At 70.0% G+C, this 16,900-nt stretch carries 20 protein-coding genes; 8 read left to right on the top strand and 12 right to left on the bottom strand.

Annotated features, from left to right (window positions below; genetic code table 11):
* Positions 1–7 precede the first annotated feature (7 nt).
* Positions 8–1,582, top strand: a complete 1,575-nt coding sequence (locus tag CLT74_RS01475; RefSeq protein ID WP_099844937.1) for an erythromycin esterase family protein — start codon at positions 8–10, stop codon at positions 1,580–1,582.
* Positions 1,583–1,600: 18 nt separating this feature from the next.
* On the opposite strand, the gene CLT74_RS01470 is transcribed toward CLT74_RS01475, so the two are convergent.
* Together CLT74_RS01470 and CLT74_RS31010 are read right to left on the bottom strand one after the other, a co-directional pair.
* A complete protein-coding gene (locus CLT74_RS01470) occupies positions 1,601–2,494 on the bottom strand; it encodes a virginiamycin B lyase family protein (protein WP_099844936.1) in 894 nt (297 codons plus the stop codon).
* Complete coding sequence (locus CLT74_RS31010) at positions 2,491–3,159, bottom strand: CatB-related O-acetyltransferase (RefSeq protein ID WP_486581889.1); 669 nt, start codon at positions 3,157–3,159, stop codon at positions 2,491–2,493. Before CLT74_RS31010 ends, CLT74_RS01470 begins: the two co-directional genes overlap by 4 nt.
* Before the next feature lie 132 nt (positions 3,160–3,291).
* Between CLT74_RS31010 and CLT74_RS01460 the strand changes: the two genes are divergently transcribed.
* Complete coding sequence (locus CLT74_RS01460; RefSeq protein ID WP_199172298.1) at positions 3,292–3,828, top strand: TetR/AcrR family transcriptional regulator; 537 nt, start codon at positions 3,292–3,294, stop codon at positions 3,826–3,828.
* A gap of 162 nt (positions 3,829–3,990) precedes the next feature.
* Here the strand turns inward: CLT74_RS01460 and CLT74_RS30335 are convergent, their stop codons facing one another.
* On the bottom strand, positions 3,991–4,155 hold the full coding sequence (locus CLT74_RS30335; protein ID WP_158240162.1) for a hypothetical protein: 165 nt from the start codon (positions 4,153–4,155) through the stop codon (positions 3,991–3,993).
* Between the two features lie 91 nt (positions 4,156–4,246).
* Here CLT74_RS30335 and CLT74_RS01455 point away from each other — a divergent pair, with 91 nt between their 5' ends.
* On the top strand, positions 4,247–4,855 hold the full coding sequence (locus CLT74_RS01455; protein ID WP_486581888.1) for a class I SAM-dependent DNA methyltransferase: 609 nt from the start codon (positions 4,247–4,249) through the stop codon (positions 4,853–4,855).
* A gap of 45 nt (positions 4,856–4,900) precedes the next feature.
* Here CLT74_RS01455 and CLT74_RS01450 read toward each other — a convergent pair whose 3' ends face one another.
* Together CLT74_RS01450 and CLT74_RS01445 are read right to left on the bottom strand one after the other, a co-directional pair.
* The gene (locus tag CLT74_RS01450) at positions 4,901–5,278 is read right to left on the bottom strand and encodes a nuclear transport factor 2 family protein (protein WP_099851091.1); all 378 of its coding nucleotides are present in this window, start codon (positions 5,276–5,278) and stop codon (positions 4,901–4,903) included.
* 89 nt (positions 5,279–5,367) lie between these two features.
* Positions 5,368–6,270, bottom strand: a complete 903-nt coding sequence (locus tag CLT74_RS01445) for a CPBP family intramembrane glutamic endopeptidase (protein ID WP_099844932.1) — start codon at positions 6,268–6,270, stop codon at positions 5,368–5,370.
* Between the two features lie 277 nt (positions 6,271–6,547).
* Between CLT74_RS01445 and CLT74_RS01440 the strand changes: the two genes are divergently transcribed.
* The 4 genes from CLT74_RS01440 (at position 6,548) to CLT74_RS01425 (ending at position 9,125) form a co-directional block, all read left to right on the top strand.
* Positions 6,548–7,324, top strand: coding sequence for an arsenate reductase/protein-tyrosine-phosphatase family protein (locus tag CLT74_RS01440; protein WP_099844931.1), 777 nt, complete (start codon positions 6,548–6,550; stop codon positions 7,322–7,324).
* Entirely contained in the window at positions 7,321–7,731 is a 411-nt protein-coding gene (locus CLT74_RS01435) for a VOC family protein (RefSeq protein WP_099844930.1), read from the top strand. The genes CLT74_RS01440 and CLT74_RS01435 overlap by 4 nt, the downstream gene beginning before the upstream one ends.
* Positions 7,732–7,812: 81 nt before the next feature.
* Positions 7,813–8,361 carry a TetR/AcrR family transcriptional regulator gene (locus tag CLT74_RS01430; RefSeq protein ID WP_099844929.1) on the top strand — a complete coding sequence of 183 codons (549 nt, stop codon included), beginning with the start codon at positions 7,813–7,815 and terminating at the stop codon, positions 8,359–8,361.
* Positions 8,358–9,125, top strand: a complete 768-nt coding sequence (locus tag CLT74_RS01425) for a methyltransferase domain-containing protein (RefSeq protein WP_099844928.1) — start codon at positions 8,358–8,360, stop codon at positions 9,123–9,125. The genes CLT74_RS01430 and CLT74_RS01425 overlap by 4 nt, the downstream gene beginning before the upstream one ends.
* 36 nt (positions 9,126–9,161) lie before the next feature.
* On the opposite strand, the gene CLT74_RS01420 is transcribed toward CLT74_RS01425, so the two are convergent.
* Positions 9,162–9,917 carry an isocitrate lyase/PEP mutase family protein gene (locus tag CLT74_RS01420; RefSeq protein WP_099844927.1) on the bottom strand — a complete coding sequence of 252 codons (756 nt, stop codon included), beginning with the start codon at positions 9,915–9,917 and terminating at the stop codon, positions 9,162–9,164.
* Positions 9,914–10,576 carry a hypothetical protein gene (locus CLT74_RS01415; RefSeq protein WP_099844926.1) on the bottom strand — a complete coding sequence of 221 codons (663 nt, stop codon included), beginning with the start codon at positions 10,574–10,576 and terminating at the stop codon, positions 9,914–9,916. Before CLT74_RS01415 ends, CLT74_RS01420 begins: the two co-directional genes overlap by 4 nt.
* A gap of 64 nt (positions 10,577–10,640) precedes the next feature.
* Between CLT74_RS01415 and CLT74_RS01410 the strand changes: the two genes are divergently transcribed.
* Positions 10,641–11,336 carry a winged helix-turn-helix domain-containing protein gene (locus CLT74_RS01410; protein WP_486581887.1) on the top strand — a complete coding sequence of 232 codons (696 nt, stop codon included), beginning with the start codon at positions 10,641–10,643 and terminating at the stop codon, positions 11,334–11,336.
* A 90-nt stretch (positions 11,337–11,426) separates the two neighbouring features.
* Here the strand turns inward: CLT74_RS01410 and CLT74_RS01405 are convergent, their stop codons facing one another.
* The 5 genes from CLT74_RS01405 to CLT74_RS01385 are packed head-to-tail and all read right to left on the bottom strand — an operon-like array spanning position 11,427 to position 16,506.
* A complete protein-coding gene (locus CLT74_RS01405) occupies positions 11,427–12,389 on the bottom strand; it encodes a carbohydrate ABC transporter permease (RefSeq protein ID WP_099844924.1) in 963 nt (320 codons plus the stop codon).
* A 13-nt stretch (positions 12,390–12,402) separates the two neighbouring features.
* A complete protein-coding gene (locus CLT74_RS01400; protein WP_093407322.1) occupies positions 12,403–13,344 on the bottom strand; it encodes a carbohydrate ABC transporter permease in 942 nt (313 codons plus the stop codon).
* A gap of 23 nt (positions 13,345–13,367) precedes the next feature.
* Entirely contained in the window at positions 13,368–14,771 is a 1,404-nt protein-coding gene (ngcE, locus tag CLT74_RS01395; protein WP_099844923.1) for an N-acetylglucosamine/diacetylchitobiose ABC transporter substrate-binding protein, read from the bottom strand.
* Positions 14,772–14,797: 26 nt separating this feature from the next.
* On the bottom strand, positions 14,798–15,547 hold the full coding sequence (locus CLT74_RS01390; protein ID WP_099844922.1) for a sugar isomerase domain-containing protein: 750 nt from the start codon (positions 15,545–15,547) through the stop codon (positions 14,798–14,800).
* Positions 15,544–16,506 carry a MurR/RpiR family transcriptional regulator gene (locus CLT74_RS01385; RefSeq protein WP_099844921.1) on the bottom strand — a complete coding sequence of 321 codons (963 nt, stop codon included), beginning with the start codon at positions 16,504–16,506 and terminating at the stop codon, positions 15,544–15,546. The genes CLT74_RS01390 and CLT74_RS01385 overlap by 4 nt, the downstream gene beginning before the upstream one ends.
* Positions 16,507–16,900: the final 394 nt, after the last annotated feature.

Raw genomic sequence — 16,900 nt, 5'->3', positions numbered from 1 at the left:
TGATGAAATGACCTCCCTTCTCGACCTGTTTGCCGTACCGCCGACGCTGCTCGCACTCGGCGAGCCGACGCACGGTGAGTCCGCCTTCCTCCAGATCCGCAACGAGACCTTCATGTCCCTGGCCGAGCAGGGCTACCGGTCGATCGCATTGGAGAGCGACCGGGCGGCGGGGCTTGTCGCAGACGAGTTCGTCCAGGGCAGCACCGCCGTCACCCTCGACCGGGCGCTCGCCGAAGGGTTCAGCCACGGGCTCGGCGCCGCCCCGGCCAACCGTGACCTGCTGCTGCGCATGCGCGAGTGGAACGTCGGGCGGTCGGCCGCCGAGCGCCTGACGTTCCACGGCTTCGACGCCCCGCTGGAGATCGAGGGCGCCCCGAGCCCTCGGCGCTACCTCATTCGGGTCTGCGACTTCCTCGGCCTCGACCGATCAGCGGAGATCGACGGCCTGGTCGGGGATGAGGCTCGGTGGAGCGACACGGCAGCGGTCTGGGAGCCCGGTAGGTCGGTCGGGCGCTCGGCCGACGCCCAGCGCCTGCGGGTGATCGCCGACGACCTGCTGACCGAGCTGTACCTGAACGCACCCCGACTGGCCGAGGGCTGGCAGACAGCGTTCGTGCACGCCACGTCCGCTGTCGCGGTGCTGCGCTACCACGCAGCGGCTGCCGCGCCGCTGGAGCAGGACGAACGCTTCGCCCGCCTGGCCGGGGTCCGGGACGCGCTGATGGCCGAGAACCTGCTCGCGATCCGCTCGGCCGAGGCACACCGCGGGCCCACACTGGTGTTCGCGCACAACACTCACCTCCAGCGTCAATCGAGCACGATGACCATGGCCGGAACGGACGTCTCGTGGGCCGGTGCGGGCGCCATCGTCGCCTCGTTGCTCACCGACCGGTACGCGGTGATCGTCGGCAGCCTCGGCGCCTCCCCCGCGCTCGGCATCGAGGCCCCCGCCCGGTCAACCTACGAAGGCAGACTCCAGCAGGACACCACGCTCCCGCGGTACGTCCGGGCAGCCGAGATAGCAGCGGCCGAACGGAGAACGCACGACTACCGCTACTTCCCGCTGGATCAGGCCACCATCGACCACGCCGACGCGGTGCTGCACATCCCGACCGGTGTCGATGCGGCAGTGCTCGCCGAGCGGATTCTCACACTGCCCGGCGTCGAGCAGGTCGTGGCGAGCGAGGAGAACGGGTCGCCCGAGGGAGCCTGGGGCGACCGGTTCTTCTACGTCGGCCCCGACCGCCGCCAGCCGTTCGCCACTCTCGTCGAGCACGACGTGCCCGGTTTCGACGACGCCTCCCAACTCGACCGTCCCGGCGTCTTCCGCCTCAACCTGGACCTGGGCCGAACCGAGTTCGAGAGCCTGTTCGGCTTTTCACCGAAGGCTTTCGAGGACCACCGGCACGAATTCGACTTCGCCCGGTTGGACACGCCCGTACCGCACCCGGGCTACGCGCGGTACGGCTTCGGCAGCATCGTCATGCCCGGCCCGCACATGCTGCCCGAGGTCGACCGACTCCTCGCCATCGCCCACGCCCGAGCAGTCGACCGCCACGAACGCGCCGCGCGGTTGCCGTGAGGGCAGGAGGGTGGGTGCTCAGCTTCCAGCGGTGACGATGCGGGCCAGGGCACCGGTTTCCAGCGCCGCCCACAGGGCGCCGTCTGGTCCGATGGTGATGCCGTGCGGCTCGGAGCGCGGGGTCGGCAGGTCATGAACCTCGACCTTCCCGTCCGCGGTGATGGAGCCGATCCGGTTGCCTCCCCATTCGGTGAACCACAGGTCGCCGCTGTCAGCGCTGGTGATGGCGTGGGGCCGGCCGGCGCGGTCCGGTAGCGGAAACTCGTCGATAGTGCCGTCGGGGGTGATCCGTCCGATCTGGCCGGCAGCGATCTCGACGAACCAGACGGCACCGTCCGGGCCGGCGGTGATGCCTACCGGGGCGGCGGCCTTCGTCGGCAGCGGGTACGTGGTGATGGTGCCGTCCGTGTCGATCCGGCCGATCGCGTTCGCCTGGTTCATCGTGAACCACATTGCGCCGTCAGCGCCGGCGGTGATGGCCGACGGGTACGCGCCGGTGACCGGCAACGGGAAATCGGTGAATCTGCCGCCGGTGGTGATCCGGCCGATGCGATCGGCGTTCATCTCGGTGAACCACAGTGCGCCGTCGGGCCCGGGGGCGATGCCGTACGGCCCGCCGTCGCGGCTGGGTACGGGGAATCGGGTGGTCACACCGTCGGTGGTGATTCTGCCGATGCGGTGGGCCCGAGACTCGCTGAACCACAGCGCGCCGTCGGGGCCGGTGACGATGATCGTGGGCTGCCCGGCAGGGTCGAGTTGGTACGTGGTGGGCGCCTCGCCGGGGACCATGCGTCCGATCTGGCCGCTGTGGGCGAGCGTGAACCACAGGGCGCCGTCGGGTCCGGTGGTGACGGCGTACAGGCCACGGCCGGTGTCGGTCACTGCGTGTTCCTCGATGACTACGGATGTCACAGGGCTCGCTCCAGTCCGTTCTCGATGGCGACGCGTTCGATCTCGGCGGGTGTGCCGGTCATCAGGGTGCGGCAGTGCTGGTTGACCAGATCGGCAGGCCAGTCCCACCACGCGGCCCGCCGCAGCCGGTGGATGTCCTGGTCGCTGAAGCGGCGCCGGACCGGTCGCGCCGGATTCCCGCCGACGATCGTGTAGGCCGGGACGTCGGAGGTGACCACCGCGCCGGCCGCGATGATCGCACCGTCGCCGATGCGTACGCCCGGCATGACGGTGGCCCGGTAGCCGAACCACACATCGTTGCCGACGATGGTGTCACCTCGGCTGGGCATGGCGCGCACGACGTCGAGGGTCCGCTCGGCCCATTCGCCGCCGAAGAGGGTGAAGGGGAAGGTGGACGGGCCCAGGACCGGGTGGTCGCCGCCGGCCATCAGGAACCGGGTTCCTGCCGCTATCGCGCAGAACCTGCCGATGATCAGCTTTTCCGGTCCGTAGCCGTAGAGCACGTTGTGCCGCTCGAAGCCGGTCGCGTCATCGGGATCGTCGTAGTACGTGTAGTCCCCGACGACGATCTTGGGGGACGCGACCAACGCCTTGAGGAACACCACGCGTGGATGCGTCGCCACCGGGTGAAGGGCCGTCGGGTCAGGTGCCAAGAGAATCCTCACTCGTTAAAACTACGGTTGTCGCGATAACATCGTGGCATGGCATCGCCGCGACCGACAAGCGAAGTTCCCGACGTGTCCGTGACCCGCCGCGCGCGCCGGCCCGGTGGGCGCAGCGCGGCGGTCCGTCACCGCGTGCTCGACGCCACGCTCGCCCAGTTGGTGCAGCACGGCTACGACTCCCTGAGCATCGACACGGTGGCCGAGCGCTCGGGGGTGCACCGCACGACGGTGTACCGGCGCTGGCGGGATGTCGGTGGCCTGCTGGCGGACGTCCTGCACGAGGCGAGCGTCGACGCGTGGCGCCCGCCCGACACCGGTTCCCTCGAAGGCGACCTGGTCGCGGTCAACCACGAGGTTCACGCAGCGCTGACCGCCGACCCGGTGACCGTCGCTCTCATCGCCGCCTCGTTCCGGTCCGCGCAGGCCGCCGAGGCCCTGCGCGACTTCTGGACCGACCGGTACGACCGCTGCGCCGACATCGCGCGGCGCGCCGTCGAACGCGGTGAGATACCGGCGGGCACCGATGCGCGCCGGCTGCTCATCGCCGCGACCGCTCCGCTGTATCACGAGCTGGTGCTTCTGCGAACGGCGGCCGACGCACACCTTCCCGAACTTGTCGCCCGCAGCACGGCCACCGCCGCCCGCGCAGGCGCGTTCACCGACCAGTAGAACAACGCCACTCCCCTGGGCTCGGCGGCGCATGGCGATGCCGGGTCCGCCGGGCGCGAGCAGAGTCGGTCCTGGTTGACCGCAATGCATGCATTTGCCTGCGCATTCGCGCCAATCGGGCTCTGCACTCATCGGCTGGATGCTTGAGCAGAGGCCGGCGGATCAACGCGACCGGCGCTCGCGGTTCTGCTCCTCGCGTACGCCCTCGGGGACATCGTCGTGCGCGGGCCGCGCGCCGGCGGCGAGGACGGCCTGCTGCATCCGCCTGGCGAGGCCGTGCAGGTCTGACGTCCGGACGAGGCGCTCAAGTTCGATGGTCGGGGTCATGGGTGCCAACATATGAACCGGCCGCCGCGCTCCGCCTGAGCCGCCGTACTCAGCCGCGCCTGAGCACCTCGCGACGGGCTACCGTGTCGCGGTGAGCGACCAGCCGGTACGGGATGCCTACTCGTCAATGTCAGCGCAGTACATCGCACTGTTCGACGGTGACTGGCAGGCCCACGTCGACGACCTCGCCCTCATCCGGGGCCACCTCGCCGGGCTGGACGGACCGGTGCTCGATCTCGGTTGCGGCCCCGGTCACTGGAGCGGCTACCTGCATTCACTCGGTGCCGACGTGACCGGCGTCGACCTGGTCGGTGAGTTCATCGATCATGCCCGGGCGAACTTTCCCGGGCCGGTCTTCCGGCTCGGTTCGATGACCGACCTGGACGTCCCCGACCACTCGGTGGCCGGCATCCTCTCCTGGTACTCGACAATTCACCTGCCGCCAGCGGAACTGGACCTCGCGCTCGCCGAGTTCCGCCGGCTGCTGGCGCCTGCCGGGAGGCTGGTGATCGGCTTCTTCGACAGCGACGACGAGGTGGCCGAGTTCGACCACAAGGTCCGCACCGCGTACCGCTGGCCCGCCGACGAGTTCTCCGCCCGCCTGGCCCGCGCCGGTTTCACCGAACGTCAGCGCCTGCAACAGCAGTTTCCGGAACGCCCGGACCGCAGGTACGCGGCCATCGCCGCGAGCGCCACCTGAGTCCGTCCAGCATCTGGCTGAGGCCGGTGGTCCGGCCGCTCCTGATCAGGTGGCCGGCTGCTGTCCCGGCCAGAACGGCCACTCCTCGAACGACCGGCAACGTCCGTCGTCGGCGAATCGCATGACCCAGAGGTCGCGGTACTCCTGGTCGACCGGGTCGCCGTAGCGGACCTCCTGGCGCGCCACAGCGGTGTCACCGTCGACGGCGACGATCTCACCGGTCATCTGGAACACCTCGTCGGGGCCCTTACGCTGCTGTTCCCACATCTGGGCGATGGCCGGCAGGCCGACAACCGGGGTCCAGTACGGCCCCTGCTGGTAGCTCGCGTCCTCGGTGAAGAGCGTGCCGAGCGCCTCCGTGCCCGGCGTCCGCCACACCCGCTCATAGCCGGCGATCCAGTCGGCGACCTGCTTCCTGTCCATGGACACCACCTTGCCATTCCGAGGCAGGGCCTGGCTGCGGGTCGGTCCACACAAAACGGCTCACCCGATGTTGCGCGAAGCGACGGGGGTCAACTCCGGGCCCGGATGCGCCGCTCGCGCAGCCAGACGAGCACCACCATGGCGAGGTTGACGACGGCGAGGATCAGCAGGGACGCGTCGCCGGTGTCGGTGGACCTGTCGATCGCGAAGCCCTCGCCGCCCGCCATCACCGTGTTGACGGCCGTGAACAGGACGTTGTTGGCGATGTGGAACGCGACAGGTGCCTCGATACCCCGGCTGATGATGGCCATGAGTCCGGTGGCGAAGCCGAACACGGTGTAGTAACCGAACAGCCAGGGATCGGTTGAGCCGTGGACCACGGCGAAGCCGAGGCCGGAGATCACGAGCCCGACGACCAGGGCCGGCTTCACCGCACGCACCCAGGACGCGGCGGCGGGCAGCACCGCGCTTCGGAACATCAACTCCTCGCCGGTGGCCTGGACCGGCGTGCTCAGCACGATGATCACCAGCATGGCGACAGTCGTGCCGGTGACCCCGAAGGTGGTCCAGCCGGGCGCTTCGGGTGCGACAAGCGCCACCACCCCGATCCCGGCACCGACCAGCAGCGCCGCGCCGACCAGGTACCGCGCCAGGCGGTGGGCGTCGAATGCTCGCGGTGAGCTGATCAGACTGCGCCACGGCACCTTCGCGAGCCAGGCGAGGAGCAGAAGCGCCAGTACGCCGGCCAGGCCCACGCTGACGTTGACGGCTAGGAACTTCAGCGGCGTGAAGGTGGCTGCCATCGGGTCGTCGCTGCCCTCGACGACGCCGACCGCCAGGTAGAACAGCACCTGCAAGATCAGCATGGCCAGCGGCGGCACGATGATGACCACGAGCGGCTTCCACCAGCTCATCCGCAGGTGGGCACCGAAGGGTCGGGATCTGTCGACCGCCGGTCGATGACGCGCCTGAGGCAACGGTGTGGTGGACATGTCATCAATCTCAGCCCGTACCGGGTCCTGCTGAAAGGGCCGCCACGTCACCACCGCACCATGACATCCGGCAGGCACACACATGACGCGATGTCACTGGTGGCCCGCCACCGGCGCCGCCATGGAACAACACGGATGGCACGGCCCCACCGGACCAGGCGAGGCCATCAGCCGAGTGGATCAACGTTGCTGGAACGCGGCCCGGTAGGCGAGCGGGGTGGTGGCGTAGGCCGGGATAGGTACGACTCATCAAGCTGATTTGATGTAATGTCAGGTCGTGGCGTCATCGAGCCGTACCACTCCGTCGTTCCTGCGCCTGGCCGCCCATCCGCTGCGCTGGCGGCTGTTGACCGAGCTGACGACCGGCGATCTCCGGGTCCGGGAGTTGGTGGCGATGGTCGGCGAGCCGCAGAACCTGGTCTCCTACCACCTTCGGCTGCTGCGTGACGGCGGGCTCGTCAACGCCTCACGCAGCAGCTTCGACGGCCGTGACAGCTACTACCACCTGGATCTGGACGCCTGCGCGCGGGCGCTGGCCGACACCGGCCGGGCCCTGCACCCCGCGTTGCTCGCCGCGACAGCACCTCCCCCGGCGGATCGGCGGCGCTCGCGGAAGCTCGACGTGCTCTTCGTGTGCACCGGCAACAGCGCCCGCTCACCGATCGCCGAGGCGCTGCTGCACCGCTACGCCGACGACCGGGTCAGGGTTGTCAGTGCCGGCACCCGACCCAGGCCGAGCCTGCATCCGCAGGCCGTACGCGTACTGCACGACAGCTTCGGCGTCGACGTCGCCGGGCAGCGGCCCCGGCACCTCGACACGGTCACCCGTCACCGGTACGACTACGTCATCACCCTGTGCGACAAGGCCCGGGAGGTCTGCCCCGACTTCGCCCACGAGCCCCGTCGGGTCCACTGGAGCGTCCCCGATCCCACCACGACGGCCGACGCCGACTATCCCGCCTTCCAACGCGCCGCCGACGACATCGACACCCGGGTCAGACATCTGCTGCCCGTGCTCACCGCCGCCCCACCCACGAAGGAGATCCGGCCATGACAGCACCCACCCAGTACGCGAGCGTCCGCTACCTGGTCGACGACGTCAGCACCGCAGTCGACTTCTACACCGCTTATCTCGGCTTCACCCTGCACACAAGTGCCGCCCCCGCCTTCGCCGACGTGGTGCGCGGCCCACTACGGCTGCTGCTGTCCGGGCCGACCAGCTCCGGCGCCCGCGCCACCCCCACCGACACCGCCGCCGCTGGGCGCAACCGCATCCACCTCGTCGTCGACGACCTGGATGCCGAGATCGCTCGACTGCGCCGCAGTGGAGTGTCGTTCCGCAGCGAGCTGGTCACCGGCCCGGGTGGACGGCAGATCCTGCTCACCGACCCCGCCGGCAACCTGATCGAACTGTTCCAACCCGCGCCGCGACCCACCACCGGCGCAACGACCACGTCCTGAGCGGAACCACTGTCACGGACGGGCCGGCCGGCGGATGCCACGGTCTTGTTTGTAAGTGCTTACTAGTGACAGGCTCCGGGTGTGGTGGAACAACGCAGCACGGCCCGACAGCGACGTGCGGACGCGATCGACATCGGCATGCGGGTCTTCGCCGACCACGGGCTGACGACGGCGTCGATACAGCAGGTGGCCGACCGGATGGGCGTGTCACAGCCGTACGTCTTCCGGCTTTTCGGCAGTAAGCGCAACCTCTTCCTGGCCTGCCTGGACGAGCTGGAGGCCCGGATCGGGCAGGTGCTCGACCAGACGGCCGCCCAGCACCCGGACGACCCGCTGCCGGCGATGCGTGCCGGCTTCCGGACGCTGATCGCCGACGGCGTCGTCACCGGCCTGTGGTTGCAGGCGTGCGCGGCGGCCCGCTCCGACGACGTGGTCGCGGCACACTGCCGGGCCGTGATCGGCCGGACCCTGAACCATGCCGGGCGGCTGTCCAGCGCCGGACCGCAGGAGTTGCGGGGCACCCTCGCGCTCGGCGCGTTGGTGGTGATGCTTCAGGCGTTGGGCATGGACCTGAGCGAGGGCAGCCAGGCCGCGATCGATTCCCTACCCGACGCGAATGCGACGCGGTGACCGAAAGGAGTGCGGTGGTGGACGTCTTCGGCTCGACAGCCGACCTGTACCAGAGCGTCCGGCCGGGCTATCCGCCCGAGATCGCCGACCGACTCGTCGCCTACCACGGCGGCACGCCGGCTTCGGTGGTCGAGATCGGTGCCGGCACCGGCAAGGGCACCGAGGTACTCGCCCGGATCGGCGCGCCCCTGATCTGCCTCGAACCCGATCCGCGAATGGCGGCACTGCTGGCCACGCGGTTTCCCCACGCTCGTGTCCACGGCGACACCTTCGAACAATGGGTGCCGCCCGCCGATGGGGTCGACGTGCTGGCCTGCGCCATGGCCTGGCACTGGCTGGATCCCGCCACCCGCAACCCGCGCGCCCGGCAGGCACTCACGCCGGGTGGCACCTTGGCGATCTTCGGGCATCGTTACGACTACGCCGATCCCGAGCAGCGAGCGGCGATCCGAGCCGCGCTGCGCGCGATCGATCCGACGGTACGGGAACGGCCCGCGGACTGGTTCCATCAGGACGTCGTCGAACACGGGCAGTTCCTCGACGTCCACAAGGAGGTCTTCCGTCGCGAACTGCCACTGGACAGGCAGCGCTACCTCGACCTGGTACGGACCTTCGGGCCGTTCCTGACCCGGCCACCGGAGCAGCAGCAACGCGGCCTGGCCGCGCTCGGCCGACTTGTCGACGACCTCGGCGGCACCGTGACACTCGACCTGCGCACCACGCTGGTGCTGGGCCGGGCCGGCCGGCGGACCGATGCTCGCTGACCGGTGGGGAGTGACCGAGCACGACGTCCGGCGCGCCTACCCGGGCGCCCGGGCGACGCGCTCACCGGACCCGACGTTGACCCGGGCGTACGCCGGGAGGTCGGGGCGTACGGTGCCCCCGTCGCGTACCGCTGTCGCGGTGTCCACGACGGCGGCCAAGGCCGCCCGGAACAGCAGAGAGCCGGTGCTGATCCGCCGCACACCCAGCTCGGCCAGGGCGGCCACGGTGTGCCGGTCCGGCAGGAACAGGACGTTCACCGGTACGTCTACGGCGGCGACGACCGCCGCGATGTCGGCGGGCTCGGCCAGACCGGGGACGAAGACGCCGTCCGCACCGGCGTCCGCGTAGCGTCGGATCCGACTCACCGCCTCCGTCAGGTCACCGTTTCGCTGCCAGTGCGTGTCGGTCCGGGCGTTGACGAACAGCCCCGGCGCTTCCCGCTTCACCGACCGGATCAGTGCCGCGTGCTCGGGTGCCGGGCCCATCGCGTCCTCCACGTTGACGCCCACCGCGCCGGCCTCGGCCACCGCGACCGCCGTGGCGACCGATCCGGTCTCGATGTCGACAGTGAGGTGTACCGGCAGTACCGCCAGCCGGCGCACGAGCGTCAGGGTCTCGGCCCCGGTGGCACCCGCGCCGTCGGGCAGGCCATTGGTGGCCGCGACGCCGAGGCTTGTGGTGCCGAGTGCGGCGAATCCGGCCTCGACCAGGAACCGGGCCGACGCGACGTCCCAGACGTTCGGTAGAACCAGCGGCTCACCGGTGCGGTGCAGCGCCGCGAAACCGCTCATTCGTGTGCTCCAGCCACCAGCGCCAGGGCGTGGGCGCGGCCGGGGCAGCGCCGAGGTCCCGCGCCGAACGCCAGGTCACCGGCCAGGGGTACCCGCACGACCGCGCCGGCCTCGACGGTCATGCCGGCCACGGTGACGGTGACCGTCGCCTGCCGCCTGGTCGCCGGCACCGGCGGATCGTCGCGCAGCACATCGTCGACGCGACGGTACCGGGTCCGGTCGATCAGGGCGGCCGTCGCTTCGCACGCCTGGACGAGCACGCCGATGCGGGCCGCGGTCGGCTCGTCGAACCTGCCGCCGAACAGCGCTACCAGCCGGTGCACGGCGGTGTCGGCTCGCGATTCGTCGCCGGTGCCGGGCTGGTACGCCTGCGCCACGTCGCGGATCAACTCCACCACGGGATGGGTCACTCCCAGCCGGTGAGCCAGGACCGCCACCGGGTGGGAGTCACCGGCATGGCGTAGCGAGTCCGGCGGGATCGCGTCCAGGATCGCGACGGACAACCCGCGCCGCCGCTCGTACCCGCTGCCCGAACTGAACCGGCTCACCGTGGCGCGCAGCCAGGCGACGCCGGTGGACGCGGGTGGGACGGGCGGCACGACGAACGTCGGGTCGGTAAGCACCGCGAGGGCCGCCGCGCGGCCGTGGATCTCCTGCATGCGGCGAAGGCTACGGCCACGATCCTTCGGCCAACGCCGAACCGTCGTACCCGACAATGGGCCGGTGACCTCCGCTGCTGACCTCGCCGCGCTCGCGGCGTTGCTGGCCGACGAGACCCGCGCGGGGATCTGCCTCGCCCTGCTCGACGGCCGGGCGTGGACCGCGAGCGAACTCGCCGCACACGCGGGTGTCGCGCCCTCCACCGCCACCGCGCACCTGCACCGGCTCGTCGAGGGCGGCCTGCTCGTCGAGCGGCGCCAGGGCCGGCACCGGTACGTGCAGCTCGCCGACCCGTCGGTGGCGCAACTGCTGGAGGACCTGTCGGCCCGGTTCGAACCGCGTCCCGTCCGGACCGGTGGGTTGCGGGCGGCCACCGCCAGCGCGGCCCTGCGCCGGGGCCGTACCTGCTACGACCACCTGGCCGGACGGCTCGGCGTGACGGTGACCGAGGCGATGATCGGGCGGGGGCTGCTGGACTGCGGCGGCGGCTTCGCGCTCACCCCGGCCGGCCGGTCCTGGCTGATCGACCTGATCGGCTGGGATCCGGCGCAGTCCCGGCCGGGCCGCCGGCCGCTGGTCCGGGGTTGCCTCGACTGGACGGAACGCCGGGAGCACCTCGGCGGGTTGGTCGGCGCGAAGCTGTGCGAGCTGTTTCTCGGCAACGGGTGGGTGGTACGCATCGGGTCCGGCCGCGCCGTACGCCTCACCGCCGCCGGGCGTGCGGCCCTGCGCGACCAGTTGGGGATCACCCTCGACTGATGTGTCGCGCGCTCGGTCCGGGACCTGTCGGACTCACGGGGAGGCCGTTGGTTCCCGGACCGAGCGCGCCCTGCACGGCGGTGTGCGGGGCTACTTGCTGACGCCTGCGGTGAGGCCGGACTGCACCTGACGCTGGAAGACGATGTAGACGATGAGCACCGGCAGCATCGCCATGGTGACCCCGGCGAACAGGCCGGACCAGTCGGAGCGGTAGCCCTGGTTGACCGACAGCTCGATCAGGCCCTGGGAGATGACCTGGTTCTTCGGTTCGCCGGCCACCGACTGCATGAGCAGGGTCGGCAGGTACCACTGGTTCCACTGGCCGAGGACGTTGAAGATGCCGATGCTGATCAGGCCCGGTTTGGCCATCGGCAGCATCACGCTGAAGAACAACCGGCTGTGCGACGCGCCGTCGACCATGCCCGCCTCGGCGATCGCGGTCGGCAGGGTACGGAAGAACGAGTGCATGAAGAAGACGGTGAACGACAGCGACCAGGCCACGTAGACCAGGATCAGCATGAGGTGGCTGTTCGGGCCGAGGAACGGCAGCACCACGCCGGTGTTGTAGACGCCCTTGAACAGCGGCACCGCGGCGAGGTAGATCGGCAGCGTCAGTCCGGACAGGAACATGTAGTAGATCAGCCGGTTGCCGCGGAACTCGTAGCGGGCGAGCACGTAGGCGGCCATCGAGCCGAGCAGCATGGTGAGGAAGACGCTGCCGGTCAGCACCAGGATGGTGTTGAGGAAGAACGACCCGATGTGCCCCTCGGTCCAGGCCCGGGCGAAGTTGTCCCACTGCAACCGCTCGGGGATCAGCGACAGCGGCTTGCGGATGACCTCCGAGTCGGTCTTGAGCGCCGACATCACCACCCACAGCAGCGGGTAGACCACCATGATCGCCCAGACGGCGAGGAACAGGTGCGAGAAGCCGTTGAAGAATCGCGCCCCGGCCCGGCCGCCACCGACGGCGGCGCGCTGCGGCGGCGTACGGGCCGGTGGTGGAGTCTGGTCGGGGCCGGCCAGGCCACCCGGGGTGTGGGTCACCGTGCTCATCGTCCAGGTCTCCTCAGTACTCGATCCGCTCACGACGGGTGATCCTCAGCTGGAGGGCGGCCAGCAGGATCGTGAAGATGGCCAGTGCCACGCCCATCGCGCAGGCGTAGCCGAACTGGCCCTTCTGGAAGGCGGTGAAGTTCAGCACCGACGCGAAGATCTCACTTGCGTGGTTGGGGCCGCCCTGGCTGGGCGTCATGACGAACACCAGGGCGTACATGTCCAGGGCGATGAAGCCCAGGTAGACCCAGGCCACCGAGACGGTGTCCCGCAGCAGCGGCAGGGTGATCCGGAAGAACGTGTGGAACCGGCCGGCGCCGTCGAGGATGGCCGCCTCGTAGACGTCCTTCGGGATGGACTGCATGGCCGCGGAGAACAGCACCATGTAGAAGCCGGCCCCGCTCCAGACCGCGATCAGCAGCAGCCACCACAGCACCGCCGGTACGCCGAGGAACGGCTCCGGGTCGTACATGAAGGTGATCGGGTCGTCCTCGCTGACCAGTCCGATCTTCATCAACATGCCGTTGATCAGGCCCTGGCCGTCAGCGCGGTAGATCTGCTGCCACATCACCGCGATGACGACCAGGGACAACACCTGCGGGAAGAAGAAGATCACCTTGTACAGGCCGGAGCCGAACACTCCCCGGATGCCGGCCTTGTCCTCGCGTCCGCCCACATTGAGCAGGAACGCGAGGAACAGGGCCAGTGCGATGGTGAACAGCGGCACGGTGATCAGGAAGAAGACGTTGTGCCAGAACGCCTTCCTGATCAGCTCGTCGGAGAAGAGCCGGAGGTAGTTGTCCAGCCCGACGAACTGCTGCCTGTCGGAGTAACCTCCCCAGTCGGTCAGCGAGTACCCGGCGGCCTGGAGGAAGGGCCACACCACGTAGAAGAGGTACAGCCCGACCGGCAGGGCCAGGAAACCCGTGACGAAACGCGCAACACCGTGCCGCATGGGACTCACTCTTTCCGTTCGGATCAGGCGTCGCGGGTCTGCTTGGTGATCGACGAGTCCTTGGCGACCTTGTCGGCGGCGGCCTGCATCTTGTCGACGAACTGCGCGGCGGTCAACCGGCCGGCCATCAACTCGGCGGACAGGTTCTGGCTCTCCTTGTCCAGGTCGGCGTAGAAGTTCCAGAGCTTGATCGAGATCAGGTCCGAGCTGGCGTTCTTCATCAGCTCGTTGGCGCTGGCGAGGGCGGCGTCCTGGACGTTGTCGCCGGAGCCCTTGGTGGACGCCAGGGACTTGGTCAGCTCGGCGAACTTCGCCGAGCCGGCCTTGGACAGCACCGCGCGCAGGAACTCCTTGGCGGCGGCCTTGTTCGGCGCCTTGGCCGGGACGACGATGCCCTCGCCGGCACCGGCGTAGACGTCGTTGGGTGCCTTGTCGGTGGCACCCAGGCCCCAGTAGTCGGAGATCTTCATCTCGAAGCCCGGCGGGATGGTCTCCGCCATCTCGTTCTTCAGCCAGGTGCCGACCTGGATGAAGGCCGCCTTGCCGTCGAGCCACGCCTGCTGCGACTGGGTGTGGTCGAGCTTGCCGGGCAGCAGCAGCTTGTCCTTGACCAGCTTCTCCCACGCCTCCAGCGCCGGCAGGACGCCCTCGGCCCGCCAGGCGTTCTCCTTCAGGTTGTCGATGTCGATGACGGCCTGCTTGCCGGCGGACTTCCAGACCGTCGCCATCAGCGCCCAGCGCGGGTAGTAGCCGTGCACGGCGTCGTACACGTACGGGGCCATGCCCTTGGCCTTGATCTTCGGGGCGAGGGCGAAGAAGTCGTCGAAGGTCTTCGGCGGGGTCCAGCCCTCCTTGTCGAACAGCACCGAGTTGTACCAGTTGCCCCAGACCGTGTAGGCCACGTTCACCACGAAGAACTTGCCCTGGTAGGTGCCGTCGCCGACGGTGCCCGGCAACAGGCTGTCGGCGACGGTGCCGCCACCCTCCCAGGCCGGGGCGGCGAGCAGGTCGTCAAGCGGCTCGATGGCACCCTCGTTGACCAGGGTGCTGATGTCCATCATGTCGGCGCCGGAGTTCATCACGACGTCGCTGGGCTGCGTCGCCATCTTCGGCTGCTCTTCGGTCTTGATCTTCTGGGTGGAACTCATGTTGACGGTGACGTTCGGGTACTTGGCGTTGAAGATCGCCTGGTCCTCCTTGGCCCAGGCGTCACCGAGCCCACCGTTGAAGATGACCACCTTCACGGCGCTGCCGTCCTGCACGCCGAAGGGGTTGTCGTTGCTCTTCTCCCCGGCGCTGTCGTTGTTCTGGTCGGGTGTGCTGCCGGCGCAGGCGCTGAGCAGACCGGCGGCCGGGGTCACCAGGAGGCCCGCGGCCGCCGCGCGGCGCAGCAGGGTCCGGCGGTCGAGATCGGGGGTAACGGACATCGTGTGACTCTCCTTGTGATGTCGGGTCAGGCGGTGCGCCGGAGACGCCCGGCGTACCGCGACTCGAGGGCGAGGTTGTGCTCGTCCCCACCGGGGACGTTGGCGGAGAGGTAGATAGGGGGTACCTCTCCGGCCTGGTGGAACCGTCGTACGACCTCCGCGGTCAGCAGCTGCGCCAGCAGCGCCGAGGTGACCGAGGAGACCGCACAGACCGCGCCGCCGCCCTCGAGCGGCAGCAGTGCGTCGCCGTACGGCGCGCCGTTGTCCAGCACGACGTCGGCGAGATCGACGAGCCGGTGGCCGGAAGGATGCCGCGGCGCCACCCGTCCGGTGTGCTCGACCGAGGTGACCGCGATCAACGGGTGACCGCGCCCGGTGACCAGCAGGGCCAGTTCGACCACCGAGCCGTTGATGCCCGACTGGGACGCCACCACGAAAACGTCGTGCGGCTGGGGTGCGGCGATCGCGTAGAGCTGGTGGGCGATGGCCGGGTCGCGTTCCAGCTTCGGATCGGCGAGCACGTCACGCGGAGCGTCGCCGTGCAGCACCAGGTCGTGCAGGGAGATCCGGTTGGTGGGCACCAGCCCGCCGGCCCGGGCAACGAGTTCGGCGGCGAACGCCTCCGAGTGCCCGGCACCGAACGCCTGGAGCACCCCGCCGTCGCGCAGGCTGCCGGCGATCAGGTCGGCGGCGCGGTGCAGCGACTCCGATCCCCGCTCGACAAGCCGGTCGAGGACCGGCCGGACGGCGTCCGCGTACCCCTGGGCGCTGATCATGCGCTGGCCTCCCTCGCGGCCTTGTGCCCGTCGACGGCCTGGGCGGTACGCCGGAAGGCCGCGTGGGCGCGGTCGTGGGTGCGCTGGGCGACGGCGATGTAGAGCAGGTCGAGGACGACAAGTTGGGGGTGTCGGGCCGACAGCGCGTCCGGCCGGAACGTGGTGGCCTGGCTGGCGGTGAGCAGCACGATGTCGGCCAGCTCGGCGAGCGGCGACCGGCGGAATCCGGTGAGCGCGATGGTGGTGGCGCCCCGACTGCCGCCCTCGGCGAGCATCTCGATGGCCTCGCGGGTCTGCCCGCTGTGCGAGATGCCCAACGCGACGTCGCCGGGACGCAGCAGCGCGGCGGAGGCCAACCCGGAGTGCACGTCGTTCCAGGCCCACGCGGCCACGCCGATGCGGTGCAGGCTGAACTGCATCTCCTCGCCGACGAGCGCGCTGCCGCTGGCACCGAAGATGTTCACCCGTTCGGCCCCGGCGATCGCCACCGCCGCCCGTTCCACCTCGGCCAGGTCGAGCAGGGCGGCGGTGTCGTGCATGGCCCGGGTGTCGGCGGCCATGATCTGCTCCAGCACGCGTTCCAGCGGGTCGCTGGGCTGGATCTCGCGTCCGATGTCGACGGTCCAGCCGGCCGAGCGCGCCCGGCCGGTCTCGGCGGCGATGCCCAGCCGCAGGTCGGCGTAGCCGTCGAAGCCCATCGCCCGGCAGAACCGGGTGACCGTGGCCGGCGAGGTGCCGCTGCGTTCGGCCAGTTCCACGATTGTCGCGCGGGCCGCCGCCTCCGGGTCGCTGAGCACGTGCTCGGCGACCCGGCGCAGCGCGCCGGTCAGTTCGGCGGCACCGGTGCGGACCCGGGCCAGCGTCCCGTCGGAGGCGACGCCGAGGGCACCCCGCCGGTCGACCCCGTCGACGTCGGCCACCGCGGTGCCCGCGGAGGTGTCCGCCTCGTGATCAACCATGGGACGCCTTTCGGAAAAGACTGTTAACTGTTAGTGGTAAAAGTTCTTACTGAAGGCCCCTCCGTGTCAAGACCGTGGGCGAAGTTTTCAAACTGTTACCTGGGACACCGGTGCTGCCGAGACCGCGAACGCGGCTCCCGGAAGCCGCCGCGACCAGCATGAACACACCTCGGCCAAGAAGCTGGGGGCGGCGTCCGACACCCCGCCGGGGGCGGCGTCCGACACCCCGCTGGCGGCTCCGGACATGCGAAGACCCGCCGATGGTGGTCGGCGGCACCACCCTTCCGACCGGCGGCACCGCCAGCGCGGCGCGGCCTCCCGCCCGCGACCTGCCCGTGCCGCCGGCCCGGCCGGCGCGCATGCCCGCTGGGTCGCACTGGCGCATCGGGTGATC

The sequence above is a fragment of the Verrucosispora sp. CNZ293 genome, assembly GCF_002754655.1.
This window is presented reverse-complemented; position numbering and strand designations above follow the sequence as displayed.

Coding starts and splice junctions, on each gene's coding strand:
- CLT74_RS01420 (WP_099844927.1), bottom strand. CDS start 9,917: ATGAGCGGTTTCGCGGCGCTGCACCGCACCGGTGAGCCGCTGGTTCTA.
- CLT74_RS01385 (WP_099844921.1), bottom strand. CDS start 16,506: ATGGTTGATCACGAGGCGGACACCTCCGCGGGCACCGCGGTGGCCGAC.
- CLT74_RS01445 (WP_099844932.1), bottom strand. CDS start 6,270: ATGTCCACCACACCGTTGCCTCAGGCGCGTCATCGACCGGCGGTCGAC.
- CLT74_RS01415 (WP_099844926.1), bottom strand. CDS start 10,576: ATGCAGGAGATCCACGGCCGCGCGGCGGCCCTCGCGGTGCTTACCGAC.
- CLT74_RS01405 (WP_099844924.1), bottom strand. CDS start 12,389: ATGAGCACGGTGACCCACACCCCGGGTGGCCTGGCCGGCCCCGACCAG.
- CLT74_RS01390 (WP_099844922.1), bottom strand. CDS start 15,547: ATGATCAGCGCCCAGGGGTACGCGGACGCCGTCCGGCCGGTCCTCGAC.
- CLT74_RS01400 (WP_093407322.1), bottom strand. CDS start 13,344: ATGCGGCACGGTGTTGCGCGTTTCGTCACGGGTTTCCTGGCCCTGCCG.
- CLT74_RS01435 (WP_099844930.1), top strand. CDS start 7,321: ATGACAGCACCCACCCAGTACGCGAGCGTCCGCTACCTGGTCGACGAC.
- ngcE (WP_099844923.1), bottom strand. CDS start 14,771: ATGTCCGTTACCCCCGATCTCGACCGCCGGACCCTGCTGCGCCGCGCG.
- CLT74_RS30335 (WP_158240162.1), bottom strand. CDS start 4,155: ATGACCCCGACCATCGAACTTGAGCGCCTCGTCCGGACGTCAGACCTG.
- CLT74_RS01475 (WP_099844937.1), top strand. CDS start 8: ATGACCTCCCTTCTCGACCTGTTTGCCGTACCGCCGACGCTGCTCGCA.
- CLT74_RS01450 (WP_099851091.1), bottom strand. CDS start 5,278: ATGGACAGGAAGCAGGTCGCCGACTGGATCGCCGGCTATGAGCGGGTG.